Source organism: Alteromonas halophila, assembly GCF_014651815.1.
In the GTDB taxonomy this organism is placed as follows: Bacteria; Pseudomonadota; Gammaproteobacteria; order Enterobacterales; family Alteromonadaceae; genus Alteromonas; species Alteromonas halophila.
In genome coordinates, this window is record NZ_BMXP01000003.1 from 342,211 (window position 1) to 369,163 (window position 26,953).

Annotated in this window: 26 protein-coding genes; 15 read left to right on the top strand and 11 right to left on the bottom strand. The window is 51.2% G+C overall.

What is annotated here, in order from left to right; genetic code table 11:
- Positions 1-8 precede the first annotated feature (8 nt).
- The 3 genes from IE054_RS08705 to IE054_RS08715 all read right to left on the bottom strand — a co-directional run bounded on the left by IE054_RS08705 (position 9) and on the right by IE054_RS08715 (position 4,130).
- The gene (locus IE054_RS08705) at positions 9-1,571 is read right to left on the bottom strand and encodes a sodium/sugar symporter (RefSeq protein WP_189405405.1); all 1,563 of its coding nucleotides are present in this window, start codon (positions 1,569-1,571) and stop codon (positions 9-11) included.
- Positions 1,572-2,812: 1,241 nt separating this feature from the next.
- A complete protein-coding gene (locus tag IE054_RS08710; protein ID WP_189405407.1) occupies positions 2,813-3,670 on the bottom strand; it encodes an alpha/beta hydrolase in 858 nt (285 codons plus the stop codon).
- 106 nt (positions 3,671-3,776) lie between these two features.
- The gene (locus IE054_RS08715; RefSeq protein WP_189405786.1) at positions 3,777-4,130 is read right to left on the bottom strand and encodes an RDD family protein; all 354 of its coding nucleotides are present in this window, start codon (positions 4,128-4,130) and stop codon (positions 3,777-3,779) included.
- A 177-nt stretch (positions 4,131-4,307) separates the two neighbouring features.
- Between IE054_RS08715 and IE054_RS08720 the strand changes: the two genes are divergently transcribed.
- Positions 4,308-5,147 (top strand): mechanosensitive ion channel family protein, encoded by an 840-nt coding sequence (locus tag IE054_RS08720; RefSeq protein ID WP_189405410.1) that lies wholly within the window; start codon positions 4,308-4,310, stop codon positions 5,145-5,147.
- A gap of 270 nt (positions 5,148-5,417) precedes the next feature.
- Here IE054_RS08720 and IE054_RS08725 read toward each other — a convergent pair whose 3' ends face one another.
- Positions 5,418-6,761: an MFS transporter gene (locus tag IE054_RS08725; RefSeq protein ID WP_189405412.1), complete on the bottom strand. Its 1,344-nt coding sequence runs from the start codon at positions 6,759-6,761 to the stop codon at positions 5,418-5,420.
- Between the two features lie 132 nt (positions 6,762-6,893).
- The gene (locus tag IE054_RS08730; RefSeq protein WP_189405414.1) at positions 6,894-8,153 is read right to left on the bottom strand and encodes a hypothetical protein; all 1,260 of its coding nucleotides are present in this window, start codon (positions 8,151-8,153) and stop codon (positions 6,894-6,896) included.
- Between the two features lie 417 nt (positions 8,154-8,570).
- Here IE054_RS08730 and uvrA point away from each other — a divergent pair, with 417 nt between their 5' ends.
- The 3 genes from uvrA to IE054_RS08745 all read left to right on the top strand — a co-directional run bounded on the left by uvrA (position 8,571) and on the right by IE054_RS08745 (position 12,632).
- The gene (gene uvrA / locus IE054_RS08735) at positions 8,571-11,414 is read left to right on the top strand and encodes an excinuclease ABC subunit UvrA (protein WP_189405416.1); all 2,844 of its coding nucleotides are present in this window, start codon (positions 8,571-8,573) and stop codon (positions 11,412-11,414) included.
- A gap of 92 nt (positions 11,415-11,506) precedes the next feature.
- The gene (locus IE054_RS08740) at positions 11,507-11,929 is read left to right on the top strand and encodes an acyl-CoA thioesterase (RefSeq protein ID WP_189405418.1); all 423 of its coding nucleotides are present in this window, start codon (positions 11,507-11,509) and stop codon (positions 11,927-11,929) included.
- Positions 11,922-12,632, top strand: coding sequence for a 2OG-Fe(II) oxygenase (locus IE054_RS08745; RefSeq protein ID WP_189405789.1), 711 nt, complete (start codon positions 11,922-11,924; stop codon positions 12,630-12,632). The genes IE054_RS08740 and IE054_RS08745 overlap by 8 nt, the downstream gene beginning before the upstream one ends.
- A gap of 29 nt (positions 12,633-12,661) precedes the next feature.
- Here the strand turns inward: IE054_RS08745 and IE054_RS08750 are convergent, their stop codons facing one another.
- The 3 genes from IE054_RS08750 to IE054_RS08760 all read right to left on the bottom strand — a co-directional run bounded on the left by IE054_RS08750 (position 12,662) and on the right by IE054_RS08760 (position 14,836).
- A complete protein-coding gene (locus IE054_RS08750; protein WP_189405420.1) occupies positions 12,662-13,138 on the bottom strand; it encodes a DUF3299 domain-containing protein in 477 nt (158 codons plus the stop codon).
- Between the two features lie 77 nt (positions 13,139-13,215).
- Positions 13,216-13,749 carry an inorganic diphosphatase gene (gene ppa / locus IE054_RS08755; protein WP_189405422.1) on the bottom strand — a complete coding sequence of 178 codons (534 nt, stop codon included), beginning with the start codon at positions 13,747-13,749 and terminating at the stop codon, positions 13,216-13,218.
- Positions 13,750-13,846: 97 nt separating this feature from the next.
- Positions 13,847-14,836, bottom strand: a complete 990-nt coding sequence (locus tag IE054_RS08760) for a class 1 fructose-bisphosphatase (RefSeq protein WP_189405424.1) — start codon at positions 14,834-14,836, stop codon at positions 13,847-13,849.
- A gap of 276 nt (positions 14,837-15,112) precedes the next feature.
- Here IE054_RS08760 and mpl point away from each other — a divergent pair, with 276 nt between their 5' ends.
- Genes mpl through IE054_RS08775 form a run of 3 tightly spaced genes read left to right on the top strand, consistent with a single transcriptional unit; the run spans position 15,113 to position 17,917 of the window.
- Positions 15,113-16,477: a UDP-N-acetylmuramate:L-alanyl-gamma-D-glutamyl-meso-diaminopimelate ligase gene (gene mpl / locus IE054_RS08765; protein ID WP_189405426.1), complete on the top strand. Its 1,365-nt coding sequence runs from the start codon at positions 15,113-15,115 to the stop codon at positions 16,475-16,477.
- A complete protein-coding gene (locus IE054_RS08770; protein ID WP_189405428.1) occupies positions 16,464-17,096 on the top strand; it encodes a flavin prenyltransferase UbiX in 633 nt (210 codons plus the stop codon). The genes mpl and IE054_RS08770 overlap by 14 nt, the downstream gene beginning before the upstream one ends.
- Before the next feature lie 2 nt (positions 17,097-17,098).
- On the top strand, positions 17,099-17,917 hold the full coding sequence (locus IE054_RS08775) for a S1/P1 nuclease (protein ID WP_189405431.1): 819 nt from the start codon (positions 17,099-17,101) through the stop codon (positions 17,915-17,917).
- Between the two features lie 76 nt (positions 17,918-17,993).
- Here IE054_RS08775 and rraA read toward each other — a convergent pair whose 3' ends face one another.
- A complete protein-coding gene (gene rraA, locus IE054_RS08780) occupies positions 17,994-18,479 on the bottom strand; it encodes a ribonuclease E activity regulator RraA (RefSeq protein WP_189405433.1) in 486 nt (161 codons plus the stop codon).
- A 285-nt stretch (positions 18,480-18,764) separates the two neighbouring features.
- Here rraA and IE054_RS08785 point away from each other — a divergent pair, with 285 nt between their 5' ends.
- The 8 genes from IE054_RS08785 (at position 18,765) to IE054_RS08820 (ending at position 25,063) form a co-directional block, all read left to right on the top strand.
- Complete coding sequence (locus tag IE054_RS08785) at positions 18,765-19,277, top strand: phosphatase PAP2 family protein (protein ID WP_189405435.1); 513 nt, start codon at positions 18,765-18,767, stop codon at positions 19,275-19,277.
- A gap of 1 nt (position 19,278) precedes the next feature.
- Positions 19,279-20,346, top strand: a complete 1,068-nt coding sequence (locus IE054_RS08790; protein WP_189405437.1) for an MJ1255/VC2487 family glycosyltransferase — start codon at positions 19,279-19,281, stop codon at positions 20,344-20,346.
- Positions 20,347-20,396: 50 nt separating this feature from the next.
- The gene (lptM, locus tag IE054_RS08795) at positions 20,397-20,549 is read left to right on the top strand and encodes an LPS translocon maturation chaperone LptM (RefSeq protein ID WP_189405439.1); all 153 of its coding nucleotides are present in this window, start codon (positions 20,397-20,399) and stop codon (positions 20,547-20,549) included.
- 3 nt (positions 20,550-20,552) lie between these two features.
- Positions 20,553-21,803: a diaminopimelate decarboxylase gene (gene lysA, locus IE054_RS08800; RefSeq protein ID WP_189405441.1), complete on the top strand. Its 1,251-nt coding sequence runs from the start codon at positions 20,553-20,555 to the stop codon at positions 21,801-21,803.
- Between the two features lie 68 nt (positions 21,804-21,871).
- Positions 21,872-22,702: a diaminopimelate epimerase gene (dapF, locus tag IE054_RS08805; RefSeq protein WP_189405443.1), complete on the top strand. Its 831-nt coding sequence runs from the start codon at positions 21,872-21,874 to the stop codon at positions 22,700-22,702.
- Positions 22,699-23,394: a DUF484 family protein gene (locus IE054_RS08810; RefSeq protein ID WP_189405445.1), complete on the top strand. Its 696-nt coding sequence runs from the start codon at positions 22,699-22,701 to the stop codon at positions 23,392-23,394. Before dapF ends, IE054_RS08810 begins: the two co-directional genes overlap by 4 nt.
- A gap of 7 nt (positions 23,395-23,401) precedes the next feature.
- Positions 23,402-24,316, top strand: coding sequence for a tyrosine recombinase XerC (xerC, locus tag IE054_RS08815; protein WP_229805047.1), 915 nt, complete (start codon positions 23,402-23,404; stop codon positions 24,314-24,316).
- A gap of 18 nt (positions 24,317-24,334) precedes the next feature.
- Positions 24,335-25,063, top strand: coding sequence for an HAD-IA family hydrolase (locus IE054_RS08820; RefSeq protein ID WP_189405447.1), 729 nt, complete (start codon positions 24,335-24,337; stop codon positions 25,061-25,063).
- A gap of 15 nt (positions 25,064-25,078) precedes the next feature.
- Here the strand turns inward: IE054_RS08820 and cysE are convergent, their stop codons facing one another.
- Both cysE and dkgB read right to left on the bottom strand, forming a co-directional pair.
- Positions 25,079-25,891 carry a serine O-acetyltransferase gene (gene cysE / locus IE054_RS08825; RefSeq protein WP_189405449.1) on the bottom strand — a complete coding sequence of 271 codons (813 nt, stop codon included), beginning with the start codon at positions 25,889-25,891 and terminating at the stop codon, positions 25,079-25,081.
- 195 nt (positions 25,892-26,086) lie between these two features.
- A complete protein-coding gene (gene dkgB / locus IE054_RS08830) occupies positions 26,087-26,905 on the bottom strand; it encodes a 2,5-didehydrogluconate reductase DkgB (protein ID WP_189405451.1) in 819 nt (272 codons plus the stop codon).
- Positions 26,906-26,953: the final 48 nt, after the last annotated feature.

Sequence of the window (26,953 nt, forward strand, 5' to 3'; positions counted from 1 at the left end):
TCAGTTGATTACCACCAGATGGTGTAAAACGCGATGAGGATCATCACCACCGCCACGGACGCAACATTGAAGCCATTAGTGGTGGCGAAGTTCACATCACCCAGCTCCACCGCTTTTTCATGGTGACCACGGTTTTCCAGCATGGAGATAATCACGGCCAGCGCAACACATAACAGGAATACCAGTCCCACCCGGTCGATAAACGGCAGGCCCGGCCAGGCGTACCAGAAGATCAGACTGAGCAGGAACGACCCCAGTGCAGCGCCCAGACCACCGTTTGGCGTGGTTTTCTTCCAGAACATACCCAGCAGGAACAGCGCACAAATACCCGGCGTGAAGAAGCCGGTGAATTCCTGAATATACTGGAAGGCCTGGTCAAACTGTCCCAGCAGCGGCTGCGCGGCGATCATCGCAATGATCAGCGCCGACACACTGACAATTCGTCCAACCGCCACGTAGTGATGCTGAGACTTATCGGGGAAGCGATCTTTGTAAATATCCATGGTGAAGATGGTCGACACACTATTGGTCATTGATGCCAGCGACGATACGATTGCTGCCACCAGTGCCGCGAATATAATACCCTTCAGGCCGACCGGCATCAGCGTCATTAGTGACGGATAGGCCTGATCGGGTTTGGCCAGGTCCGGAACAATCAATACGGCAGCAATGCCGGGCATCACCACAATCAGTGGCATCAGCAGTTTCAGGAATGCGGCAAAGGCAATTCCCTTTTGCGCTTCATGCACGTCTTTGGCGGCCAGAGCACGCTGAATAATGTACTGGTTAAAGCCCCAGTAAGACAGGTTCATGATCCACATGCCGCCAATCAGCACCGAAATGCCAGGCAGATCCATATAATGCGGATTGTCCTCCGACAGGATCATGTCGAATTTTTCAGGTAACTGCGTTGTTAGTGTGGCGAATCCCTGCACCGGTCCCTGACCGTCACCAATGAGGTTCAGCGCCGTGTAAGATAAGAACAGCCCGCCAGCGACCAGCAGCACCACCTGAATGATATCGGTCAGTGCAACGGCTTTCAGTCCGCCGTACAGCGAGTAGGCCAGTGAAAACAGCCCTAAGAAAATCATGCCATAGATGAGATCGACCCCGGCGATGGTATTAATGGCCAGCGCACCTAACCAGAGTACCGCAGTCAGATTGACAAACACATACACACCAAGCCAGAACACCGCCATCACCTTACGAACCCGGTGATCATAGCGCTGCTCCAGAAACTGCGGCATGGTGTAAATTTTGTTTTTCAGGAAGATCGGCAAAAAGAACTTACCGACAATAATGAGCGTGATCGCTGCCATCCATTCATACGAAGCGATAGCCAGACCAATCTGGTAGCCCGAGCCCGACATGCCAATAATCTGTTCAGCAGAAATATTTGCTGCGATCAGTGACGCACCAATCGCCCACCACGGCAGGCTGGACCCCGCCAAAAAGTAGTCGTTCGTATCTTTTTCGTGCCCTTGTTTCTCGCGTGACACCCACCAGGCAATACCGATAAGTGCAAGAACGTAAGTGACAAATAACGCAATATCCAGCGTTTCAAGTTGCATAGATTTTTCCCAACGTAGCGGTTTAAGATATAGCCGTAGGGTTCGGGAAGAGACGAACACGTCTTCCTTCATGTGACAGTTTTGCTGTGCGGTTTTTTTATTCTGTATGTGCACGCATGTCGGCGCCGCGTAAGGTGATCACGGCTGTAACATTCTTATCACAATCACATAATGCAATTATCTTTACCAGTATGTAAATAACTTCCTGCAAAAGAACCGGGATTAGTTGGGAGGAAGAAGGACGCATGCCTTGTGTTCGCCTGATAGGCAAACCAGCCCTAATTATTGTGGCAGTGCTAAATAACACATTTTTGCATATTACCCTTCAAAGTATCGCCTGGCTTTTCATACACAGAGCATGATACTCAAACCATTGTCTTGCCCCCTCACCCGTCGATTTCAGAAAAGGAATATTTGTTGGGGTTATCCCCAGCGCAGTCGTGTGCTACATGATCCCAGGTAACAGCGCGCTGATCTGCGTCTGATCTGTAAATGTGCCCGCCATACAAAGTAGCAGAGGTACTCACCATAGCCAGCAGCAACTCAGATAGAAAAGCTCCCCAGGTAGTGACTAATCCCATTTGGCTGCTACCCGTTGCTCTGCGCTACGGTTACTAAATAATCATGTGATAGTGGTAATCGCTACTCCTTTTCGGCAAAACCGCCGAACATTGCTTTTACTCTTCTAAACTCTTTTTCTTTAAGGGCTTGCGCGACATCTAAACCAGAGTGTATCCCTTTATCGACATCACCTGATTGTACTCATCTCAACGTTTTACTGGGTACATGTTTCCTTTTCAGTATTAACTAAAGCCTGTAATTTTCTGGACATTAAACAGATATATGATGAGGCAGGAGTCAAGCTCCTTCTGCTGGCTATTCTGTTTGGTTATCGTCAGAGAACCTGAATTTTGTTTGAAAGCCAGCTTTTCCGATCAGCTTGGATCCGTTGGATCTGTCAGTCTTTCGGTAAAGATATAAACAGATTAACTCACAGGTTATCCACATAATGACAAAGCAAGTATTGTGCGCTAAAGAGGGATACATACGACCCAGCCGTAAAATGCCGGCTGGAAGGAAAACTGAAATTGACAAGGACAGGCAGCAAACTTCCGCTTGTTGACTGCCTGGGGAAGGCCTTCTTACCAGGGGATTAGCCATTGCTTGCGAAACCTGCCTTGCGACTACGCACTTCAGGACTCGCTGAGTGATGATAGACTTATTCGCATCTGCCCTGGTAGTTACAACAGTTTCAGAAACTCACGATACTGCTCAATAGTTTCATTGTTTTTCATAGTGGAGGCATGCGTGGCCTTCGGCACAATAAACAGGAACTTTTTGTCGCTGGGCGAGACCTGAAACAGGCGCTGCGTAAAGGATAAGGGTGTGGTCTTGTCTTTCTCACCGACAATCATCAACAGCGGGCCTGTGTACTGCTCAATAAAAACACTGTTATCCACCCGCGCCATTTCCGGACTCAGGTCGATTTTGGTGAACGGTTTAGACCAGAACGGTACCATATTGTCCACCAGCTCCGGCACACCATTGATTGCTCCTTCCAGTACCATACCGTCAACGTCACGCTTGGTCGCCACATAGGGTGCCAGCAGGCTACCCATGGATAACCCGTGTACCAGAGTCGGCAGGTTTGTCGGAAATACGTCACTGGCGTAATCAAAAACCTGAAGTGCATCTTTTTTAAAATTATCGAGCGTGACTTTTTCAGCACGCTCACTGGCGCCCATGCCCTGATAATCAATCCATAATATGTTGGCCGGCAACATGCCAAGCCGATGCAAATAGGCATTCGATTTACTGATGGTCATGCCATTGCCACCGAAAAACACAATATTGGCAATGGGATCAGGGTAGGTCACTGCCAACCCCTTAAGGACCAGGCCTTGTGCATTAGTCAGTTCAACCGATGTGATGCCAATGGTCACCTCATCTTTTTCAGCGGCCGCATGCAAACCGGTAGTGTCCATTGGCGTTTTTTCACTGGCTTGCTGAACAAAACTACGCGGGCTTACATCAATGGCGCAGCCCGAAGCGAATATAGCGATTAGAAAAGCAAACATAAAAAAGCGGGTATTGGACATTAATGCATCTCTATTATTTATTACAAACAGGATTACACTATGATGCCTGTCAGCATTAGTCACGGGAATTCTGACTACATTAAGATTTTGAAAAAGTGTGTGGCCCCTATTTCCGGTGGGTACTATACCCGATATCTTCCTGTGACCTGAGGCGGGTAACTCTGGTGTTGGCAATATAATCGTGTACACACCGGCGCTGCTTTGTGAAAATAAACAGCGGATCGACAAAGCCAACAAGTATCTGACCAATCCCGGGGATCAACGACACAATCTGCATGGGCAGCATTCTTTTTAATAAGATGGTAGCCAGCGTGGCCTGGGTCCCGTCGAGGTTCTCAATGCGAATCGACATAAAGTGCTTGCCAACTGTCTGCGCATCAATTTCCACATAGAATATGAGCGGAATGGTGATGAGAATTGCGATAAGGTCACACTTCCCGGGACTCAGGGCGTATAGCAGACCTTTTCAACTGAGACTCAGTTTGTCGTCGATCGTTAGCACAAAAAGCCAGCAGCTTCATACTGCAACAACCGTTATTTGATGGACTAAACGGTCACTTCCACTCGGGTAGCATCAATTCGATCTAACGTCTTTGTTCAACGTAACCAACAAGATTAACGTACGAAAGAGGTATTTATGGAAGATTTCTTCGGAACTAATATCGACCTATCGGAATTGACCGCAAAAGCCTTAGCGCTGGTGATAACTTATACCCCCAAATTGTTATTGGCCATTCTTACCTTGGTGGTGGGTCTCTGGTTAGTGAATCGTTTTGTGAGTTTATTAGACCACCGGCTAGGCAGAAAGGACCCCACTTTAAATAAGTTTCTATGCGGACTTATTAGCGCCATTTTAAAAGTAATATTGTTAATTTCTGTCGCCTCTATGATCGGTATTGAAACCACCTCGTTTATCGCCGTAGTGGGTGCAGCTGGTTTGGCCATAGGCCTGGCGTTACAAGGCAGCCTGGCGAATTTTGCTGGCGGTGTGCTAATACTGATTTTCAAACCGTTCAAAGTGGGTGACACCATTGAAGCAGAAGGTCACCTGGGCTCCGTGGAAGAGATACAAATTCTTTATACCGTAGTTAACACCTTCGACAATAAGCGTATTGTCATCCCCAACGGTAGCCTGTCTAATGCCACGTTGACTAACGTCAGCGTATACGATAAACGCCGCTGCGACATGACGTTTGGTATTGGCTATGATGACGATATCGATAAAGCAAAGAAGGTGTTGCAGCGCCTGTTTGACGAGGATGAGCGCTCCTTGTCCGATCCTGCACCCAGGATCTGCGTGGGTGGATTAGGCGACAACTCAGTCGATCTGATGTTTCGGCCCTGGGTTGCCACAGATGATTTGTGGCCTTACTACTGGGATATGCAGGAAAAAGTAAAAAAAGCCTTTGATGAAGAAGGAATTAGTATCCCTTATCCGCAGCGAGATGTGCATATCTATAAAGCGAGTGACGATTAACCTTCCAATGCGGAGATAGCTTTGTAAGCTATCTCCGATATTTTTTAAGATTGGCTGATAAACTCGCGAAACTGGCAATACGGAGTTCAGCAGCTCAGAAAATATCGAAGAAAGTATAGCGACTATTGCTATCTAAGATTCGTATGAAGCGAGCACATACCCTTTAAGCTAATTATCGTTTAAAGGATGCGAGTGACTAAACTTTGTCTGAAACAATGCCCGTCTATCACGCCCTGCTTTAGCAAATGTGACACTTTAATTACTCAATCGCTACTCAAATCGCTGTAATACCGTCCTGGCCTGAGAGGCATCGAAGTCCCGGTCGACTTTCAGATACACGGCTTGCTGGGCTGGGCTTAAGGTCACATCAAGCACACCGGGCACACCGCTTAGCTGGGTACGTATATCTGATAGCTGTGCCTGTTCAATACCGGCATGCATCATTACCCGTTTTACCCGGCTGACTTCTTTTAATCCATATAACACAAACACCCACGCCAGCGTGGCGGCCGCGCCGACAAGGTAGGCGATTTCCGGGGTCCAGATATCCGTGACCAGCCCCGACAAGACACCACCGGTGAAGGCACCAAAAAACTGAAAGCTGGCATAGATGCCCATGGCCGTGCCTTTTTGTCCGGCCGGGGCAATGCTGGAGACCAGCGCCGGGAAGTTTGCCTCTAGGTAATTAAAGCCGGTGAAGAACAGCACAATAGCAACGGTCACCACCCACCAGTTATGATCCTGCATACCAAGCATGGCAAACGCCGCGCACAGCAGCCCCACCCCGGTCATCAGCAGGCTGCGCGGCGTGCGGCCGCGGGCGATGCCCATCATGATTACCAGGCCCACAATCGACACCGCCAGTACCGGCAGATACAACATCCAGTGGCTGTCCAGCGCCATGTCGAAATGCAGCAGTGTCACCGGCAGCTGCACAAACAACAGCGTAATCATCATATGCAGGATCATTACGCTGACATTCAGCCGCCATAGCTGTGACGACAGCACCAGACGCTTAATCTGCCCTTTCTGCGGCAGGGTGTCACCGCTTGAGAGTATTTCTCCTGTGGGCACCAACCATATCACCATGGGAATACACAACAGCGCCAGCACGCCGGTGATCCAGAACACGCCTGGCAAGCCCCAGCTTTCAGCAATGAGCGGGCCCAGCAATACTGCCACGTAAAAGGAAAAACCAATGGCAATGCCAATGATCGCCAGCACTTTGGCACGCTGACTTTCACGGCTGACATCGGTGGCCAGCGCCATGATCGCGCCCGCTATTGCACCGGCACCCTGCAGTACCCGACCTACAATCATCCACGCCATGGAATCGGCGGCTCCGGCAATAAAGCTGCCCAGCGCAAATACGCCTAAGCCCAGTACAATCACGGGTTTTCGGCCTATTTTGTCAGAGACCATCCCCATGGGTATTTGCAAGGCAGCCTGGGTGAGCCCATAACCGCCCACAGCCAGGCCCACCATTAACGGTGTATAGTCGGGGTATTCCATCGCAGCCACGGCCAGCACCGGCATCACCATAAACAGGCCGAGCATCCGAAGAACATAAACCAGGGCAAGCGTTAGCGCCGCGCGTACTTCCAGAGCGTTCAAAACTAGCAGTCACCTCGTCAAAATTCAGGCCGCGGATTGTAGCATATTTTAAATTGATGCCTACGCTGCAGAGATCTTCATACCGGGACGGATTTATCGTCGCGAACCGGCCGCGGTTTTACGCTACACAGCTCAGCTTCGCTTCCTGAATTCCACCAACAGCACGGTAAACGCAATCAGAGCAAAGGTCACCCAGACTATCGGAGGTAACATTGAAGAGCTGATTTTAGCAATGTCGCCATCCAGTGAGGCCGGAATTAGAGAGGCAATCCCTGCGGATAAATTAAGGCCCATGAGCAGCTTGAGGAACTTCGCGTGCTTTTCCGTCCGCGAATCAATGTATAGCTTGGCGAGGTTAATATGCTCTTTAACTGCGTCTAAATGCTTGTAGGTCTGCGATATATGCCCCTCGAGTTTTATGGCATCGTTGATTGATTTCGAGAGAAACGTATAGTCGTCGTTTTTAAACGGTATACTCAGATTATTAAAATTGATCATCTCTCTGTTGCAGGTAAAGTAAAACGATTCAATGTCCTTCGCCTGATGATTCAGCAGCGTGTAACTGTGGTTTTTATCATCAAGTGTTTCATTAATTTTATTGAGCCTGTGTTCGCACTGAAAAATCCATCCCTGACACTGAAAAAAACGGCTCAGCGAATCCGTATACAAATTTAAAAACGTAGCCTGTTTCTCTTCATCTCCTGTCAGAATCGTTTTCCAGGTCCCCAGCATAATGTGACCGTTATCAAGACTTACAGCCGTGCTTTTAAAGCCTTCATTGGTCAGTGAATGCCTGATATCTGTCGCATCAGGGTGACAGACATATAATAGCCGTCCGTGTTGGTAGGGATAACAGTAACTATCAGACACAAAGTCTTTTAGCTGTTTTACTTTCAGCCTTAGTTTTTCTAACAATTCGCAATGATCGAGAATTGCAGGGACCTCTTCGTCCATGTCAGGTTGTGCGATTCTTTTCATTGCGTTTTTGTAATCCCCGGTCCGCTTGAGATAACGGGTGTAGGACAGGTTTATATAACATTGAAGGGCTTCGACGAGTTTTTCGATATCGACAGCTTCCGCGTCGTCAATATGGTAGCGATATTCAAAACAGGCGTTGCCACTCATCCTCACTGACAGGTTTAGGGTTACCTCAACATCAACCCCCAGAACGGTGATGGTCTGACGGCCAACGGCGTAAACAAGCTTAGGGATATGGAGCGCTAAGTAGCTGAAATTATATGCCATGTACTCATACTGGTAGTGATGAGGCTGCCATTCAAAGCTCTGTCGCAATTGCGTATCAACACGCTCCACTGTGTCATCTGAAGGAGTGAAAACTCCCCCTAAATCATAAAAAATTGGGTTATAGATAGTGAGGAAGCTGGTTTTCATTGAGTGTCCATGCTCGTTATTTTTATTGCATAAACTTAATGATATGCGAGAGCCCCCCTCCAGGGAAGATATGAATAAGGGTATTGCCACTCAGGTTCACAGCCACGAGTGTGCTAACAGCGGCTTTTTACAGGCCCTTCGGGCTAAATCAACGAAGACCAGTGCTTTGCCAACCTTACCTTTAGCACGATGATTTTTTAACAGAGGCCCGGTGATGTTCCTTCCTCCCCGGGCAAGCACACAGCCTTGCTGCAGGTGATCTGCTCTATTTTAGTTCAGTATAATTAGGGGAGGTACGCTTTATTTAACTTGTTTCTGCCATTGCGCCGTTATGGAGTATGAAGCGACATCTCTCGCTAAGTATTCAAGTGCCCACGCTCTGTGGCATACTGCTTCTTTTTTCTCGCACAGGCTTTCATGGATAAAATCGAAATTCGGGGTGCCCGCACCCACAATCTGAAAAACATCGATTTAACACTGCCACGTGACAAGTTGGTAGTGATCACCGGTTTATCCGGCTCGGGTAAGTCATCACTGGCGTTTGACACACTCTACGCCGAAGGCCAGCGACGCTACGTCGAGTCGCTGTCTGCGTATGCGCGTCAATTCCTGTCCATGATGGAAAAGCCGGATGTGGATCATATTGAGGGGCTGTCACCGGCTATCTCGATTGAGCAGAAGTCTACGTCACATAACCCGCGCTCGACCGTTGGTACCATCACCGAAATTTACGATTACCTGCGCCTGCTGTTTGCCCGCGTCGGTACGCCGCGCTGCCCGGACCATGATGTGCCGCTGGATGCCCAGACCGTAAGCCAGATGGTCGACAAGGTGCTGGCCATGCCAGAAGGCAGCAAACTCATGCTGTTAGCGCCAATTATTAAAGAGCGCAAAGGTGAGCACGTTAAAGTGCTGCAACAACTCTCTGCACAGGGTTTTATTCGCGCACGCATCGACGGCGAGGTCTGCGACCTCTCTGATCCACCGCCACTCGACCTGCACAAGAAGCACACCATCGAGGTTGTGGTCGACCGCTTTAAGGTCCGTGATGACATGGCGCTGCGCCTGTCCGAATCGTTTGAAACGGCCTTAAGTCTGGCCGGGGGCAATGCACTGATCGCCGATATGGATGACGCGGATGCCGAAGAAACGGTATTTTCCGCAAACTTTGCCTGTCCGCACTGTGGATACAGCTTAAGTGAATTAGAGCCCCGCCTGTTTTCGTTCAATAACCCGGCGGGCGCCTGCCCGACCTGTGACGGTCTGGGTACGCGGCAGTTTTTCGACCCTTCACGGGTGGTGGGTAATGACGAGTTAAGTTTGTCCGGCGGCGCGGTGCGCGGCTGGGATAAACGCAGCTATTATTACTTTCAGATGCTACAGGCCGTTGCCGATGAATATGGCTTTGATTTAAATGCGCCATTTGGCAGCCTGGACGATAAGCACAAACAGGTGGTGCTGCATGGCTCCCGGGGTAAATCGCTGACGTTTAAATACATCAACGAGCGCGGCGACATCATGGAGCGCAAGCATCCGTTTGAGGGCATCATCCCCAATATGGAGCGCCGCTACCGGGAAACCGAAAGCAACGCCGTGCGCGAAGAGCTGGCCAAATATTTAAGCCAGCAGCCCTGTAGCAGCTGTGGCGGTACCCGCCTGCGCTCGGAAGCGCGTAATGTGTTTATTGGTGAAACCAACCTGCCCGCCATTACCACCATGTCCATCGCCGGTGCCTTCGACTTTTTCGATACACTGGAGCTGAGCGGTCAGCGCGGCCAGATTGCTGACAAGATATTAAAAGAAATTCTCGATCGCCTGCGCTTTCTGGTGAATGTGGGCCTTAACTACCTGAACCTGTCGCGTAGTGCCGATACCCTTTCCGGTGGCGAGGCCCAGCGGATCCGTCTGGCCAGTCAGATTGGTGCTGGCCTGGTTGGTGTGATGTATGTTCTGGATGAGCCGTCTATCGGGCTTCACCAGCGCGACAACGAGCGCCTGCTTAACACCCTTACTCACCTGCGCGATTTGGGCAACACCGTGCTGGTAGTCGAACACGATGAAGATGCCATTCGCGAGGCCGATTATATTGTGGATATTGGTCCCGGCGCGGGCGTGCACGGCGGTGAGATCATCGCCGAAGGCAGCCTGGATGATATACTAGGGTGTGAGCGCTCACTCACCGGGCAGTATCTGTCAGGAAAGGAAAATATAGAACTGCCTGCCACCCGGCTTGATGCAAAAGATGACAAGTGGCTGGTACTGGAAGGTGCTTCGGGCAACAACCTGAAAGACGTGACACTGAATATCCCGGTGGGCGTAATGACCTGTGTGACCGGGGTGTCCGGTTCCGGTAAGTCAACGCTCATCAATGATACCTTCTATAAAATTGCGCACATTGAGCTTAACAAGGCGACCACCGCCGAGCCTGCGCCATACACTGCCATGCAGGGCCTTGAGCATCTGGATAAAGTGGTGGATATTGACCAAAGCCCGATTGGCCGTACACCGCGCTCGAACCCGGCAACCTACGCGGGCATCTTCACGCCAATTCGCGAATTATTTGCTGGCACCCAGGAAGCGCGCAGCCGCGGCTACAAGCCAGGCCGTTTCAGCTTTAATGTGAAAGGCGGGCGTTGTGAAGCCTGTCAGGGTGACGGCGTGATTAAAGTAGAAATGCACTTCCTGCCGGATATTCACGTGCCCTGTGATATCTGTAGAGGGAAGCGGTACAACCGCGAAACCCTGGAAGTGAAATATAAGGATCACAGTATTCACGAGGTGCTGGAGATGACCGTTGAAGAAGCTCGCAGCTTTTTCGACCCAATTCCGGCCATTGCCCGCAAACTCCAGACCCTGATGGACGTGGGTCTGTCCTACATTCGACTGGGTCAGGCTGCAACAACCCTGTCAGGCGGTGAAGCACAGCGCGTTAAACTGGCCCGCGAGTTATCCAAGCGCGACACCGGCCAGACCCTGTATATTCTGGATGAGCCGACTACCGGTCTGCACTTCCATGACATCAAACAACTGCTGGCGGTGCTGCATAAGCTGCGCGACCATGGCAACACCGTGGTGGTGATTGAGCATAATCTGGATGTGATAAAAACCGCAGACTGGATTGTCGATTTAGGGCCTGAAGGCGGGGCCGGTGGCGGTGAGATCATTGCTGAAGGAACACCGGAAACCGTCGCCGATACTGAGGCGTCGCATACCGGGCACTTCCTGAAACCTATGCTGGAGCGTCAGCGCCAGCAATCGTAGCACTTAATTACCAGGTACCTGCGTGCAGGTGCCTGGTCACAAAACTAATGCTACAGTGTATTTTTCTAAGACTATCACAATAAGAGGATCGTATGACGACCCCAACCCCGATGGAAGCCACGTTTGATGTGCGCTTTTATGAGACTGATGCGCTGGCACACGTCAGTAACACCGTGCTGGTAGGCTGGTTCGAGTCTGCCCGTGAGCCAATTTTTCGCATGTTCTCCCCTACGCTCGATTTACAGAACTGGCCGCTGATCGTAGCCAGCTATAAAGTGGATCTGCTGGCGCAGATTTTTTACGGCAAGGCCGTGACGACCAAAACCTACATCTCGCGTATTGGCAAAAGCTCCTTTGATGCATACCAGGAGCTGTGGCAAAACGATACGCTGTGCGCCACCGGCGTCACCACTATGGTCCACTTCGATTATAAATCACAGCGCTCAGTGCCCATTTCTGACGATGTCAGAGCCATCATGGAATCGCATTTTAAGGAGCTGAATGTCGATGGATAAGCCGACCGACTTTATCGCTGTTGTCGATGACGTACTCAGCCCGGAATTATGCAGTGATATCATTACCACCTTTGATAGCAGCCCAAACCAGGAGCCCGGACGCACCGGTGGTGGCGTGGATACGTCGCGAAAGCTGAGCACGGATATCTCGTTCAGCGAGAAGCCTGAGTTTCAGACGCAGTTTCAGCAGGTGATGCAGAAAACCGGTGAACAACTGGTTCGCTATATTGAAGAGCATTACTTTGCCCTGATTGGCCCCATCGGGCTCACGGTGCGCCACCCAAAAAGTGGTGAGCCGGTCAAACTCACCCAGGATAACTTTGAAGAGGTGGGTAAGCCGAACCTGCCGAACCTGGTGAACTATCTGTTCCGCGTCGGTCAGGTTAATGCCCAGCGCTACACCGCCGGTGAAGGCGGCTATCCGTACTGGCACTCTGAAGTGTACCCACAGCTACAGCACAACGAAGCCCTGCACCGTCTGCTGCTGTTTATGTTCTACCTGAACGATGTGGACGACGGCGGCGAGACTGACTTCTATTATCAGGGCCGTAGTGTTAAACCCAAAACCGGGCGAATGGTCATTGCGCCGGCGTATTTCACCCACACCCACCGTGGCAATATGCCCAAAAGCAATGACAAGTACATTCTGACTTCGTGGCTGCTGTTTAACCGCGCCGAGAGTATTTATACCCCGGCACAGTAGCGTCTGATGACGCTACTGAAAGGTATTCCCTAGAAAGGCGCGACGTTCTCACCGGTCAGGCGATAGCCCACCGAGGCAATATCGCCGGACCAGCCTTCGGTGGATAAGGTACCGGTGACCCAGATAGCATCTGACAGGTTGGAAATCGCGATCCCTTCCTCAAATTTTACATACACAATCTGATTGGACGGCGGCGGTGGCACGTGAATGCAGGCGCCAAAGTAGGGCACCAGTAAAAATTCCGTGGTGCTGTTTACGGTGCCTTCCAGCGGCACTACGAAGCCCGGAATTTTAACCCGCATACCGTCGTATTTATCAACGACCGGCGCATTCGGCTGCACCTGCGCCATACGGTTCTCATGGCCCACCGCATTCGGTGACAGTTCATTAAAACCTTCCGGTACCAGGTCTTCCCAGTACACTTCTTTCGGCTCAGCCGCGTTGACATTCAATGTCAGCAATAAGCTGAACACAGTGAAGAGGTAAGTAACAACTCTGACGTTCATGGGTCTCTCTTTATGCCTTAAAACAAAAAAGGGTTCGTCTCCGAACCCTTTTAACTACGTGTCAGACGCAGGTTCGATTACTCGCCCTGCTCATAGCGTTTGACGCTGGCAACGATTTCTTCTTTTGCTTCAGCGGCATCGCTCCAGCCGTCAATTTTCACCCATTTACCCGGCTCAAGATCTTTATAGTGCTCAAAGAAGTGCTCAATTTGCTTAAGCAACAGCTCTGGCGCATCATTCACGTTCTTCACATCACGGTAGATGGTCGACAGCTTATCTTTAGGCACGGCCAGCACCTTGGCATCTTTACCAGACTCATCGGTCATGTTCAGCACACCAATTGGGCGGCACTCGATAACCGAGCCAGCCAGCAGTGGGAACGGGGTGATAACCAGCACATCAACCGGATCGCCGTCTTCAGACAGCGTATTCGGTACGTAGCCATAGTTAGTCGGGTAATGCATGCAGGTCGCCATAAAGCGGTCGACAAACATGGCACCGGAGTCTTTGTCTACTTCGTACTTTACCGGATCGGCGTGGGCCGGGATTTCAATGATGACGTTTACTTCATCTGGCAGGTTTTTCCCTGCCGGAACCATATTCAGGCTCATGAATTTGTCCTTATTTAGTCATAGTCAAAAAATGATGGCGCTAAGTATACGGTGCACACGCCAAAATAAAAATGCCTTACGACACAAGTCGTACAGCTTACGCCCGATTTTCTTTATCCCGCTCGTAATAACCAAGACAGGTTGACACTTCGTCTTTCGAGCCCAGTAGCACTGGCACCCGCTGGTGAATTTCCTTGGGCATCACATCCAGGATCCGGCCCTCACCGGTATCAGCCAGTCCGCCTGCCTGCTCCATCAGAAAGGCCATAGGATTGGCCTCGTACAACAAGCGCAGTTTGCCGGGTTTGGAGGGGTTACGTTTATCGAAGGGGTACATGAAAATACCGCCACGACACAGCACCCGGTGAATATCGCCGACCATAGCTGCAACCCAGCGCATATTGTAATCTTTCTCACGCGGACCTTCAGTTCCGGCCAGCAAGTCGCCCACGTAATCTTTAACCGGGGCTTCCCAGTGACGCTGATTAGACGCATTGATTGCAAACTCAGCGGTTTCTTCGGGTACTTTCACATTCGGGTGTGTGAGCAGGAAACCACCGTGGGTTTTGTCCAGAGTATAGATATGCGTACCGCGCCCCGTGGTCAGCGCCAGCATGGTCGATGGGCCATATAACACATAGCCGGCCGCAACCATCTGATTGCCGGGTTGCAGAAACGCAGCCGGATCGTCCGGCTCCATCCACTGCGGCGCATGAGTAATTGAGAAGATCGTACCAATCAGGCTGTTAATTTCGGTATTTGACGAGCCGTCCAGCGGATCAAAGCTCACCAGATACTTCCCTTCCGGGTTACAGGGCACCACATCGTCCTCTTCTTCGGAAGAAATGGCCTTAACATAGCCAGACTCGCGCAGGGTGTCCTTGAGGATCTGATTGGAAATCACATCCAGCTTTTTTTGTGTCTCGCCTTGTACGTTCTCACTCAGGGTAGAGCCAAGCACGCCGGCCAGAGCACCCTGACTGACACGGAATGAGATTTCTTTACAGCCAGCAAGCAAGGTGCGCAACAGCAGAATAAGTTCCAGTGGTGCGCCATCATTTTGCAGCTGAGAGTTTAATCGTTTCATGTAAACGTACGCCTTCTTTGGTTTTGTAGGGTATGGATTGCGTAACCTGCATCTGGACACAGGCTGTGTTGCTTATTACTTACTTTTTACTTCTTATTTCTTATTATTGTTCGCAATTTGCTGTTTTGCAGGTCAATTGTAACCATGAACGGGGGGAAGTGAAATGAGTTATTCGAACATCGGACCGGTTCTGGTAGAGTAACCGCCCTGAATTTAAAAGCACACTGGCGCCGGATACGCGAATAATCACGCCGGTATTAAGACAGAGAGTTTGTCATGCACCTTCACATTCTTGGCATCTGTGGCACATTTATGGGTGGTATTGCGGCCATCGCCAAGTCACTGGGTCACACGGTGACCGGGTCAGACAGTAATGTATACCCGCCCATGAGCACCCAGTTGGAATCGCTTGGGATCACCTTGTCCCAGGGCGATGATCTCAGTCAGTTCGAGCCACAGCCGGATATCGTGGTCATTGGTAACGCGTTGTCGCGGGGCAATCCAGCAGTGGAATATGTGCTGTCGCGCAAGCTGCCTTATACCAGCGGCCCCCAATGGCTGTCTGACAACCTGCTTAACGAACGCTGGGTGCTTGCCGCTGCCGGTACCCACGGTAAAACCTCGACGGCCAGTATGCTCGCCTGGATTTTGGAGTTTGCAGGCCTCAATCCCGGCTTTCTGATTGGCGGCGTGCCGGAAAACTTTGGCATTTCCGCGCGCACTGGTGACGCGCCGTTTTTTGTTATTGAAGCTGACGAGTACGACTGTGCGTTTTTCGATAAGCGCTCCAAATTTGTCCACTACCGTCCCAATACCCTCATTATTAACAACCTGGAGTTCGATCACGCGGATATTTTCGCTGATTTGAGCGCGATCCAGACCCAGTTTCATCATCTGGTGCGCACAGTGCCGGACAACGGCCTGATCCTGTCACCGCAGGGTGTCGCTGCTATTGATGAAACGCTGGCAAAAGGCTGCTGGTCAGCGCAGCAACAATTAGGTTCAGACTGGACCTACACGCTTAAGCATGCGGACGGTAGTGCCTTTGACGTTCAGTTTCAGTCGCAACCAGCGGTTTGTGTAAACTGGCGTCTGATTGGCCTGCATAATGTTCACAATGCCGTTATGGCTATCGCCGCAGCGCACCATGCTGGGGTACAACTTAGCGACGCGGCCGCAGCACTTAGCCACTTTAAAAATGTGAAACGACGCATGGAAGTGAAAGGCGTAATTAACGACATTACGCTGTATGACGACTTTGCTCACCACCCGACCGCCATCGAAACCACGCTGGATGGCCTGCGTAAAAAAGTCGGGGACGCGCGAATTATTGCGGTATTGGAACCCCGCTCCAATACCATGAAGATGGGCATTCATCAGGCAACCCTCGCAGCCTCCTGGCAGCAGGCCAACCAGGTTATGCTGTATGAGCCATCAGATATGAACTGGTCACTCAGTAAGGCAGCGTCTCACAGTGGTGTACCGGCACACTGCTATCATGACGTTGCAGAGATCATTGATGCAGTGGCCGCAACGGCACAGCCCGGCGATCATATTCTGGTGATGAGTAACGGCGGCTTTGCCGGGATCCACCAGCGTCTTTTAGACCGGCTAAACGGAGAGTCTGATGACAGAAGATAAACGTATCACCCTGGCTATCACCGGCGCGTCTGGCGCACCGTACGCGCTCACGCTGCTTACATCGCTGGTTAACGCAGGCTTTGAAGTGTATGTACTGATGTCGTCGGCGGCACGGGTGGTGTTTGCTACTGAAGAGAATATTAAGGTACCGGCCCGGCCGGATGAGGCGAGTGCATTTTTTACCCGTCATTGCCACGCCAATGACGGGCAAATCCAGGTCTTCGGCAAAGAAGAGTGGTTTTCACCGGTCGCATCCGGATCGGCCGCCCCGAAGAAAATGATCATTTGTCCGTGTTCGACCGGCACCCTGTCAGCAGTGGCTGGGGGCGCCAGCGACAACCTGATAGAGCGCGCCGCCGATGTTGTGATAAAAGAACGGGGCCAGCTGATCATGGTCCCAAGGGAAACCCCGCTATCGTCTATCCATTTGGAAAATATGCTGAAATTATCACAAATGGGTGTCACGATAATGCCCGCCGCTCCCGGCTTTTATCATAATCCTGAAAGTGTTCAGGATTTAGTCGACTTTGTGGTTGCCCGCATTCTTGACCATGTGGGAATCAGTCAGTCACTGGTTGCCCGCTGGGGTTACCGAACCGATAAACATGCAGAGGAATAGTAATGACAACGTTTAAACGGATTGTGGCCGCCACTGCTGGCCTGACCTTGTCGCTAACTTTCAGTAGTTCGGCACTGGCCTGGGGCCAAACCGGCCACCGTATTACCGGCGCGATTGCGCAGCAGTATCTAAGCCCCTTAAGTCAGGCTGCACTGAGCGAACTGCTGCCCTCAGGCTCTCTGGCGCAGGCCTCGACCTACGCCGATGAAATGCGCTCTGACCCCAGTGAGTTCTGGCAGAAAACCGCGTCGCCGTGGCACTACGTGACCGTACCTGAAGGCAAGCACTACCATGAAGTTGGCGCACCCGAGCAGGGCGACGCGTATTCGGCGCTTGAGCGATTCACCGGCACCTTAAAAGATCCCAGTGCCAGTCATGAAGACAAACAACTGGCGCTGCGGTTTGTTGTGCACCTGATTGGCGATTTGCATCAGCCTTTACATGCGGGTAATGGCGAAGATCGCGGTGGCAACGATGTCAAAGTACGTTTCTTTTGGCAGGACTCAAATCTGCACCGGGTCTGGGATTCGCAGGTGCTCGCGCAGCGCGACCTGTCTTACAGTGAATGGACGAGCTGGCTGACCAGGAGCATCACGCCGCAAAATATTCGCGACTGGGCGACAACCGATGTGGAAGACTGGATTCGCGAGAGTACAGAGATTCGGGATACCATTTATCCAGAAGACGCGAATAACATGTCCTACGACTACCTGTACGATCATCTGCCGACCGCCAAGCGACGCTTACAAATGGCCGGGATTCGCATGGCCTTGTACCTCAATGCGGTTTTTGAAGACGCCAACGACGCAGACGACGACTGATGCGCATCCATTACCCTGGGTGAAAAACGAAAAAAGACGCATAACGCGTCTTTTTTTGTGTCTGCTTGCGCGGGTGTCAGTCCAAATCTAATGGCTCTGGCGACAGGATGACACCAGTGCTGTCTGCGTACAGGTGATCTTCCGGCAGGAACGTAACCCCGCCAAAATTCACGGGCACATCGACGTCGCCAGTACTGTCACTTTCAGCATTTACCGGAATGGCAGCAGTGGCCAGAATACCAATATCCAGATCGGCCAGCGCATCCACGTCGCGCACACTGCCCCAGCAAACAATCCCTTCCCAGTCATTGTCGATGGCCAGTTGCGCGGATGTCGTATCAATCAGTGCGCGGCGGGTGGAACCTCCGCCATCAATTAACAACACTTTGCCTTCGCCGTTTTGTGCCAGCACACGATCGATTAGCCCCCGATCCTCAAAGCATTTGATTGTGGTGATTTCGCCACCAAACGAAAAACGACCGCCATAGCTGTCGAAGATCGGATCCACGACATCAACGCTGTCTGCAAACAAGTCACATAATTCGGAAGTGTTGTAATCCATTGTCATGCCTTCTGGTTATTAACAAAAATGCACGCAGTTCAGCGCCAGTATTGTCTGTTGGAAAAGGTACGCATTCACCTGTCCTTCGGATTTAGCATAGCATTAATTTGTCGAATAAAAATGATTTCATTCGGATTAAACACCGGCTACAGGAAACAGGCCCAGGGAAAGCTGCTATAGTAGTTTCGCTGACTGTCACAAAGCCTTCTTTTTTCTGTCATGCCGAAGTCACAGAGCGCTTTTAGGCTATTTTATAACCAGAGAAAAAGGCAAGGGAGGGTACTGATGAAATCCCTGACCAAAATTGACACCCGTTTGTTTTATCGTCTTCACCGACTGACGGACAACCGCGACTGCCGCAGTATTATCTGGTTGTCAAAAACCGGCGATGGTTACTTGTACTTCGCAATTGGCATGTTGCTGTGGGTGTTCGAGCCTCAGCATGGCGAACTTTTCCTGTATACGGCGCTAATGGCCTATGCGCTGGAACTGCCCTTGTATGTGTTGCTAAAAAGAACCATTAAGCGACCGCGTCCCTGTGATTTTTTACTTAATTTAACGGCCCATGTCACGCCTTCTGATAAATTTTCATTGCCCTCGGGGCACACCGCTGCAGCGTGGCTGATGGCCTTTATCATCTCGCACTACTACCCTGCCTTCGCTGTGCTTGCCTGTAGCTGGGCAGCCTTGATTGGTTTGTCACGAATATTGCTAGGCGTTCACTATCCGACAGATGTGATAGCCGGCATGCTGCTGGGCATTACGATTGCGTCCTTGAGTTTATTCTTACTGGGGTAACATGAAATTATTGTATGGTGTACAGGGCACGGGCAACGGGCACATCGCCCGCGCAAGAATTATGGCGGCAGCGCTATCACAGCGCACTGACATTGATGTTGATTTTGTATTTACCGGACGCGCGCCAGAGAAATACTTCGATATGGATGTATTTGGCGACTACCGCACGTATACCGGTCTTAGCTTTATTACCCGCAACGGTCGCGTGGATCGGTTTGATACGCTACGTCAGGCAAAGGTGATGCAACTGTTCAGGGACATTCGTCAGTTTGATGTAAGCGGCTATGATCTTTTGATTAATGACTTTGAGCCCATGACTGCCTGGGCCGCGAAGCGCGCTGGGATGCCGTCTATATCAATAAGCCATCAGGCTGCATTTGCCTACAATGTTCCTAAATCTGGCGAAGGCGTACTGGATCGCCTGTTAATGACCTATTTTGCGCCAACCGATATTCAGCTTGGCGTGCACTGGTTTCATTTTAATCAGCCCATTGTGCCTCCGTTTATCTGTGACAAACCAGCTGCAGCACCGGATAAGCGGCATGTGCTGGTCTATCTGCCGTTTGAGGAGGTCAATGCCATTCAGCAGATGCTGGAGCCGCTGAGTGATCAGCAGTTTCAGTGCTTTCATCCCGCCATTAATGCACCGCTGGACTGTAGCCATATCCACTGGCAGCCAACCTCCAAAAAAGGGTTTCAGCAGGCCCTGCAACACTGCAGTGGCGTGATTGCTAACGGCGGGTTTGAGCTCTCCAGTGAAGCCCTGCATCTGGGTAAGAAGCTTCTGATAAAACCACTACACGGCCAGTTTGAACAACTCTCCAATGTGCTGACACTGGATAAACTCAACCTCTGTCAGACGCTGTTTCAGCTCGACACTGATATTGTCGAAGAATGGCTGGTCGCGCCCGACAACGAAGCCATTCAGTTTCCTGATAACCCAGACATAATGATCGACTGGCTTATCCGGGGTAACTGGCAGGACACCAAAAGCCTGTGCGATGCCCTGTGGAAACAGGTCCGCTATGGTGACAGAACCCGCGAACGTCTATTGTCCCTTGCAATTTAGTCAGGCAATGCCATGATAGCGGCATTTGATCGGATGATGGCAGGACGTACGTGGTTAAACGATTTCTGGCGCTTGCAGCGCTTGTGCTTCTGGTAAGTAGTTGCGGTTACCGGGGCGCGTTGTATTTACCTGAAGATGCACCGGAAAATACAGCGCCCGCTGATCCTGACACACCGTCATCGGCTATTCCGGAGAGCGCGTAACAGATGGATCACTTCCAATACCGTAATGATGAATTATTTGCTGAAGACGTTGCCGTCAGTGATATAGCCCAGAAGCACGGGACGCCAGCCTACGTTTATTCCCGGGCGACCCTGGAGCGGCACTGGCACGCCTTTGATGATGCTGTGGGTGAACATCCGCATCTTATTTGCTACGCCGTAAAAGCCAATTCCAACCTTGGTGTACTCAGTGTGCTGGCAAAACTGGGCTCGGGTTTTGATATTGTCTCGGGAGGCGAACTCGCGAGAGTTGTGGAAGCGGGCGGCGACCCAGGTAAAGTGGTGTTCTCTGGTGTTGCCAAAACCTCAGAAGAAATTGCGTATGCCCTTAAGCTTGGGATCCTGTGCTTCAATGTTGAATCTGAGTCAGAGTTATACCGGATTAACGATGTTGCCGGAAACATGGGTCTCAGTGCGCCAATTTCGCTGCGTATTAATCCCGATGTCGATGCGCAGACGCATCCGTATATTTCAACTGGCCTGAAGGCCAATAAGTTTGGCATTCCATGGGAGCGTGCAGTTGACTGCTACACCCTTGCCGCGTCGTTGCCAAACCTCACCGTTAAAGGCATGGATTGTCATATTGGCTCGCAACTAACCAGTATTGCGCCGTTTGTAGATGCGCTGGACAGATTGCTCGATTTGGTTGCGTTACTCAGACAGCACGGCATTACGCTTTCTCATCTTGATGTGGGCGGCGGCCTTGGGGTTACCTATGAGAAAGAAACACCGCCGCACCCAAGAGAATATGCGGCAGCACTGGCGAAGCGCATGGGCGAGCATCAGGATCTGACACTTATTCTGGAGCCTGGCCGCGCAATAGCCGCCAATGCAGGCATTCTTGTTACACAGGTTGAATTTATTAAAGCGGGCGATGACAAGCATTTTGCCATTGTCGACGCAGCGATGAACGATTTGCTGCGTCCGGCGCTCTATTCGGCGTGGCAGAATATTATTCCACTAAGACCCCGCAACGACGAGCCTCAGGCCCTGTATGACGTAGTAGGGCCCGTATGTGAAACGGGTGACTTTATTGGTAAAGATCGTGAGCTTGCCATCAGGCCCGGTGATTTACTGGCGGTGCGTAGTGCCGGCGCTTATGGCTTTACCATGGCATCCAACTACAACAGCCGTTGTCGCCCACCGGAAATAATGGTGGACGGGAAACAGGTGCTGCTGGTCAGAGAGCGAGAAAAACAAAAAGATCTCTGGAAAGGTGAGCATAAAGTTACGTAAACTACACAGAGGATGGTTAGCTTTTGGGCGCGCCCTCCATCACTCAACAACAATAAGATGCGCGGTTAATGCAGGTTCAGTTTTCTAAAATGCACGGTCTGGGGAATGACTTTATGGTCATTGATAATGTGACTCAGAACGTTTTTTTCTCCAAAGAAAAAATACAGCAACTTGCCGATCGTAACCTGGGTGTTGGCTTTGACCAGTTACTGATGGTCGAGCCGCCGTACGACCCCGATCAGGACTTTCACTATCGTATTTTTAATGCTGATGGCAGCGAAGTGGCGCAGTGCGGCAATGGTGCCCGGTGCTTTGCCCGTTTCGTCAGGCAAAAGGGTCTGATAAACCGCAACAAGATTGTGGTCAGTACCAAAGCAGGAAAAATGGTCCTGTATCTGGAAAAAGACGGCCAGGTAACGGTAAACATGGGCAAACCTGACTTTGAGCCCGCAGCCGTGCCAATTAAGGCAAATAAGCAGGAAAATACCTATATCATCCGCGCCAGTGAACAAACGCTTTTTTGTGGCGCTGTATCGATGGGTAACCCACACTGCGTAATGGAAGTAGAGAATATAGACAGCGCACCCGTTCACGAGGTGGGGGCACTGCTTGAGACTCATGAGCGCTTCCCAGAGGGCGTGAATGTCGGCTTTATGCAGATATTAAGCGATACGCATATACGCCTGCGGGTTTTTGAGCGCGGTGTCGGAGAAACACAGGCGTGCGGCAGTGGCGCTTGCGCCGCAGTTGCAATTGGTCAGATTCAGGGTAAATTAGGACAGGATGTCAGGGTTGACTTACCTGGTGGCAAACTTAAAATTCGCTGGCCTGGGCCAGACAGCGTGCTAAAAATGACCGGCCCTGCAGAACATATCTATGATGGACAGATAACGTTATGAGCGACATTTCAGGACAAAGCCAGGCGACCGTGCCTCTCAATCCACGGGATGACAGTGAGACCATTGAGGCCCATGACGTTCGCCAGTTTTTGTTGGCCAATCCTGACTTTTTCACTGACCATGCTGATTTACTCGAACAACTGGTGATTCCGCACGGCTTACGAGGCAGTGTATCGCTGGTCGAATTGCAAAGTGAGCAGTTGCGCAAAAAAGTCCGCCAGCTCACTTATAAGCTTTCCCAGCTAATCAGTGTTGCCAAGCAGAACGAAAAAATTTACCGGGTGTACACCGACTTAAATGTACAGCTGCTGCGTTGCGAAAGTGTCGCTGAAGTTCAGTATACGCTGGAAGAAGTGCTACAGGAGCGTTTGCAGCTGTCTTCGGCGGTGATAAAAAGTTTTCGTGGGCCGCATGCCGTCTCTGAACTACAACGCCGTCTGTTTACAGAAAAGCGGTTCAAAACCGACACCTTCTTTTTTGGCCGGTTGTCCCAGCATGAGAAACAATTGCTGTTTGATGACGTGACAGCAGAGTCGGTTGCCCTGATTTTACTGGGCGACAATAAAGATCTGGGGATCCTCGCCATATGCAGTGATGACGCCAGTCACTTTACACCGGATATGGATACCCTGTTGCTCAAACAGCTACAGCAGGTGCTGAATATTATTCTGCCACCGCTGATGGGCTACTAAGCCTGCCGTGGAAAACCCGCCTGAGGCCGTGTTATCAGAAGAGTGCCAGCAATGGCTGGATCGGTTTCTGCTGCACCTGCAGGTTGAACGCGGCTTATCAGCGCATACCCTTAATAACTATCGCCGTCAGCTGAGCGATGTCGCCAGCCTGCTGGCGCTGGATAATTGGGTATCGGTGACCCCCAACGATGTTAAACGGGTCATGGCATCTGCCAGACAAGCGGGCCTGAGTGCCCGTTCTATTGCGCTGCGCTTATCGGCCATGCGCACCTTCTACCGCTACCTGATTAGTCAGCACCAGACCACCAGCAATCCAGTCGAGGGGATCCGCGCGCCCAAACAGGGCAAGCCTTTGCCTAAGCAATTATCGGTGGATGATATGCAGCAGTTGCTGTCACCACAGCAGCAGGACGAAGGCATCCATCTGCGTGATGCAGCGATGTTTGAACTGATGTACGGATGCGGGCTGCGGTTAAGCGAGCTTACCGGCCTGAATTTAAGTGACTGTCTGTCTGATGGGTCTCTGCGGGTTTCCGGCAAAGGCAGCAAACAACGATTACTGCCGATGGGTAAGCAGGCGCGCGCGGCTTTACAGGCGTGGCTGAAGGTCAGGGCCAATTACGCGTCACCCTATGAGCCGGCGGTATTTGTCAGTAAACGCCGGACCCGCATTTCCAATCGCCAGGTTGCCAACCGCCTGAATCAGATGGCTGACGATACCCTGCCGATGCAACAGGTGAGCCCTCATAAATTGCGCCATTCCTTCGCGACTCACGTACTGGAATCCAGTGGCGATTTGCGCGCAGTACAGGAATTGTTGGGCCATGCCAACCTGAGTACCACACAGGTCTATACCCATCTGGATTTTCAGCACCTGGCGAAGGTATATGATGCCGCGCATCCGCGGGCCAGAAAAAAATAACCAACTAACAGGAAGCCTATGCGATTTTTTCGTCCTTTAGCGACGGTCAGCGCTGTGACGTTTGATCTGGATGATACCTTGTACAACAACGAACCTGTGATCAGGTATGCCACACAGCAGCTGCAGCTTCACTTAAAGCAGCATTACCCCCGCGCAGGCGCGCTGACGCCCAGCGAGTGGCAGTTGATAAATCGCGCGTTGATCGCACAAACTCCGGCTCTCGCGTCAGACATGGGACAACTGCGACTGCGCGCTTTGCGCCAGGCACTACAAAACGATGTCGATGCGTCAGACATTCACGCTGCCGCGCAGTCCTGCTTTGACTTTTTCTATGCAGCCCGCAGCGACTTTAAACTGGACGACGAGGTACACACGACCCTTGAGCAACTGTCTGCGCAGGTACCGCTAATTGCTATTACCAATGGGAATGTCAATGCGAAAACCGTGGGTTTTGAACACTACTTCACGCATATTCTGCATGCCAGCACCGCGCGTCCTATGAAGCCGCATCCGGCGATGTTTGAGGAAGCTGCCAGTCTTTGCGGACTTGCCCCACAGCACATGCTGCATGTCGGCGATAACCTGGAGAAGGACGTAATGGGCGCCCACCGGGCCGGATTTCAGACGGCCTGGTTTGCCTGCAACCGGCCGATGAACATTAATCGCGAGCCACCCACAGTACTGCCCACTGTGGTATTGGACAACCTCGACGAGTTACTGCAGCTTTGCCTGGGAAAATGCAGCTAAGCTGACTCGCCGGCGTTATTTACTGTAGGGCGTGTTGTCTTCCAGAAAGTTTTGTTTCATGGAGTCACAGGGGCGCTGACAACAGGGACGGCCCGCGACTTTCGCCGGTACCCCGACAACCGTGACGTGAGCAGGGACACTGTCCAGCACCACACTACCGGCGCCCACTTTCGACCCTTCACCGATTTCAATATTGCCAAGAATTTTGGCACCGGCGCCAACCAGCACTCCCTGACGAACCTTCGGATGCCGATCGCCTGACTCGTTGCCAGTACCGCCTAACGTCACGCTTTGCAGTATTGATACATTGTCTTCGATCACTGCTGTCTCACCCACTACGATACCGGTGGCATGATCAAACATAACGCCTTTGCCAATCTGCGCTGCAGGATGGATATCCACACCGAACATTTCTGAGTTACGGCTTTGCAGAAACAGCGCCAGCTGATGACGCCCTTTTTGCCACAGATAGTGTGCCATGCGGTGCACCTGCACGGCCTGAAACCCTTTAAAGTAAAGCAACGGCGTCAAAAAATCATTAACCGCCGCATCCCGGGTATGCACCGCTTCAATATCCTTTACCGCGGATTCAGCAATGGCCGGATCAAGCAGGTAGGCTTCATCAAACACTTCCCGGATCGCCAGCGCAGGCATGACATCATCTGCCATTTTATTCGACAGAATAAAACTCAGACAGGACTCAAAGTTGTGATGAGTCAGTATGCAGGCATGAATAAAACTCGCCAGCAGGGGTTCATTGTCGGCAATATTTTTCGCATCGTTTTTAAGCGAAAGCCAAAAATCCGAAGTTTGTGATACTGTCTGCATGACAAAAATCCTGTTTCCTGGAGCGGTAAATCAGCGTGTATCGCCGCCGTGACGACGACAGAGAACGACAGCTGCGATCTTTAAGCAGCGAAGCGTGACACACACTGCTCTTCACTGCTACCCATCAATCGCGTATTTTGATCAGAACATCGCATGCTGCCTGAACAGGCCGGCGATGTCCACGCCCCGTAAGACTTATTCATCCCACTGAGGCGCAAAGTCCGGCGTTGCCTGCCGGTCATTCCGGTTAAGCCCATCAATATGGGCGACATGCTCGTCACTGAGAAGCATATCTCTTGCGTCGAAATTAGCCTTGAGGTGCGCTCGTTTTGTCGACGAGGGTATCGTCGTCATGCCATGCTCAAGCACCCAGGCAATCACCACCTGTGCAGCGGAAATACCCAGCTCATGTGCAATTTCCATGATGGTCTCGTCTTTAAGTACCTTTCCCACTGCAAACGGCATATACGCAGTAATGTGAATATCATTGGCTTCACAGAAAAAACGCAGACGATCGTTGGTCAGATACGGGTGAACTTCTACCTGATTGGTGAAGATATTATCAGCACCAATGATATTAATCGCCTGGGTAAGGTGCTCAATGGTGAAGTTTGATACGCCGATTTCTTTCGTCAGACCCTGCGATTTCGCGGCCATGGCTGCATTTAAATATTCGGCCATGGAAACGCCCTGCGGCGGCGCAGGCCAGTGCACCAGCAGCAGGTCAACATGATCCTGACCAAGTTTACTCAAACTTTCTTTAACGCTGGGGATAAAGGCTTCCGAACTGAGTTTGTCATTCCACACCTTGGTGGTTATGAACAGTTCTTCGCGGTTAATACCACTGTCTTTTATTGCCCGGCCTACCTGTTCTTCATTGCCATAAATCTGTGCCGTATCAATATGCCGGTAGCCTTCCTCCAGGGCCATACTGACCGCGTCATAGCAGACATCACCTTCCAGCCGAAACGTGCCCATGCCAAGCTTCGGCATTTCATTAATCACTTTTGTCATTGTGTGTCTCCATTGGTGCGGGCCAGGCGGCAGTCTTTACGCAGCCCC

Bases quoted from the DNA above. Each gene is read 5' to 3' on its own strand.
- IE054_RS08705 (WP_189405405.1), bottom strand. From the start codon at position 1,571: ATGCAACTTGAAACGCTGGATATTGCGTTATTTGTCACTTACGTTCTT.
- IE054_RS08710 (WP_189405407.1), bottom strand. From the start codon at position 3,670: ATGTCCAATACCCGCTTTTTTATGTTTGCTTTTCTAATCGCTATATTC.
- IE054_RS08720 (WP_189405410.1), top strand. From the start codon at position 4,308: ATGGAAGATTTCTTCGGAACTAATATCGACCTATCGGAATTGACCGCA.
- IE054_RS08730 (WP_189405414.1), bottom strand. From the start codon at position 8,153: ATGAAAACCAGCTTCCTCACTATCTATAACCCAATTTTTTATGATTTA.
- uvrA (WP_189405416.1), top strand. From the start codon at position 8,571: ATGGATAAAATCGAAATTCGGGGTGCCCGCACCCACAATCTGAAAAAC.
- IE054_RS08740 (WP_189405418.1), top strand. From the start codon at position 11,507: ATGACGACCCCAACCCCGATGGAAGCCACGTTTGATGTGCGCTTTTAT.
- IE054_RS08745 (WP_189405789.1), top strand. From the start codon at position 11,922: ATGGATAAGCCGACCGACTTTATCGCTGTTGTCGATGACGTACTCAGC.
- IE054_RS08750 (WP_189405420.1), bottom strand. From the start codon at position 13,138: ATGAACGTCAGAGTTGTTACTTACCTCTTCACTGTGTTCAGCTTATTG.
- ppa (WP_189405422.1), bottom strand. From the start codon at position 13,749: ATGAGCCTGAATATGGTTCCGGCAGGGAAAAACCTGCCAGATGAAGTA.
- IE054_RS08760 (WP_189405424.1), bottom strand. From the start codon at position 14,836: ATGAAACGATTAAACTCTCAGCTGCAAAATGATGGCGCACCACTGGAA.
- mpl (WP_189405426.1), top strand. From the start codon at position 15,113: ATGCACCTTCACATTCTTGGCATCTGTGGCACATTTATGGGTGGTATT.
- IE054_RS08770 (WP_189405428.1), top strand. From the start codon at position 16,464: ATGACAGAAGATAAACGTATCACCCTGGCTATCACCGGCGCGTCTGGC.
- IE054_RS08775 (WP_189405431.1), top strand. From the start codon at position 17,099: ATGACAACGTTTAAACGGATTGTGGCCGCCACTGCTGGCCTGACCTTG.
- rraA (WP_189405433.1), bottom strand. From the start codon at position 18,479: ATGGATTACAACACTTCCGAATTATGTGACTTGTTTGCAGACAGCGTT.
- IE054_RS08785 (WP_189405435.1), top strand. From the start codon at position 18,765: ATGAAATCCCTGACCAAAATTGACACCCGTTTGTTTTATCGTCTTCAC.
- IE054_RS08790 (WP_189405437.1), top strand. From the start codon at position 19,279: ATGAAATTATTGTATGGTGTACAGGGCACGGGCAACGGGCACATCGCC.
- lysA (WP_189405441.1), top strand. From the start codon at position 20,553: ATGGATCACTTCCAATACCGTAATGATGAATTATTTGCTGAAGACGTT.
- dapF (WP_189405443.1), top strand. From the start codon at position 21,872: ATGCAGGTTCAGTTTTCTAAAATGCACGGTCTGGGGAATGACTTTATG.
- IE054_RS08810 (WP_189405445.1), top strand. From the start codon at position 22,699: ATGAGCGACATTTCAGGACAAAGCCAGGCGACCGTGCCTCTCAATCCA.
- IE054_RS08820 (WP_189405447.1), top strand. From the start codon at position 24,335: ATGCGATTTTTTCGTCCTTTAGCGACGGTCAGCGCTGTGACGTTTGAT.
- cysE (WP_189405449.1), bottom strand. From the start codon at position 25,891: ATGCAGACAGTATCACAAACTTCGGATTTTTGGCTTTCGCTTAAAAAC.
- dkgB (WP_189405451.1), bottom strand. From the start codon at position 26,905: ATGACAAAAGTGATTAATGAAATGCCGAAGCTTGGCATGGGCACGTTT.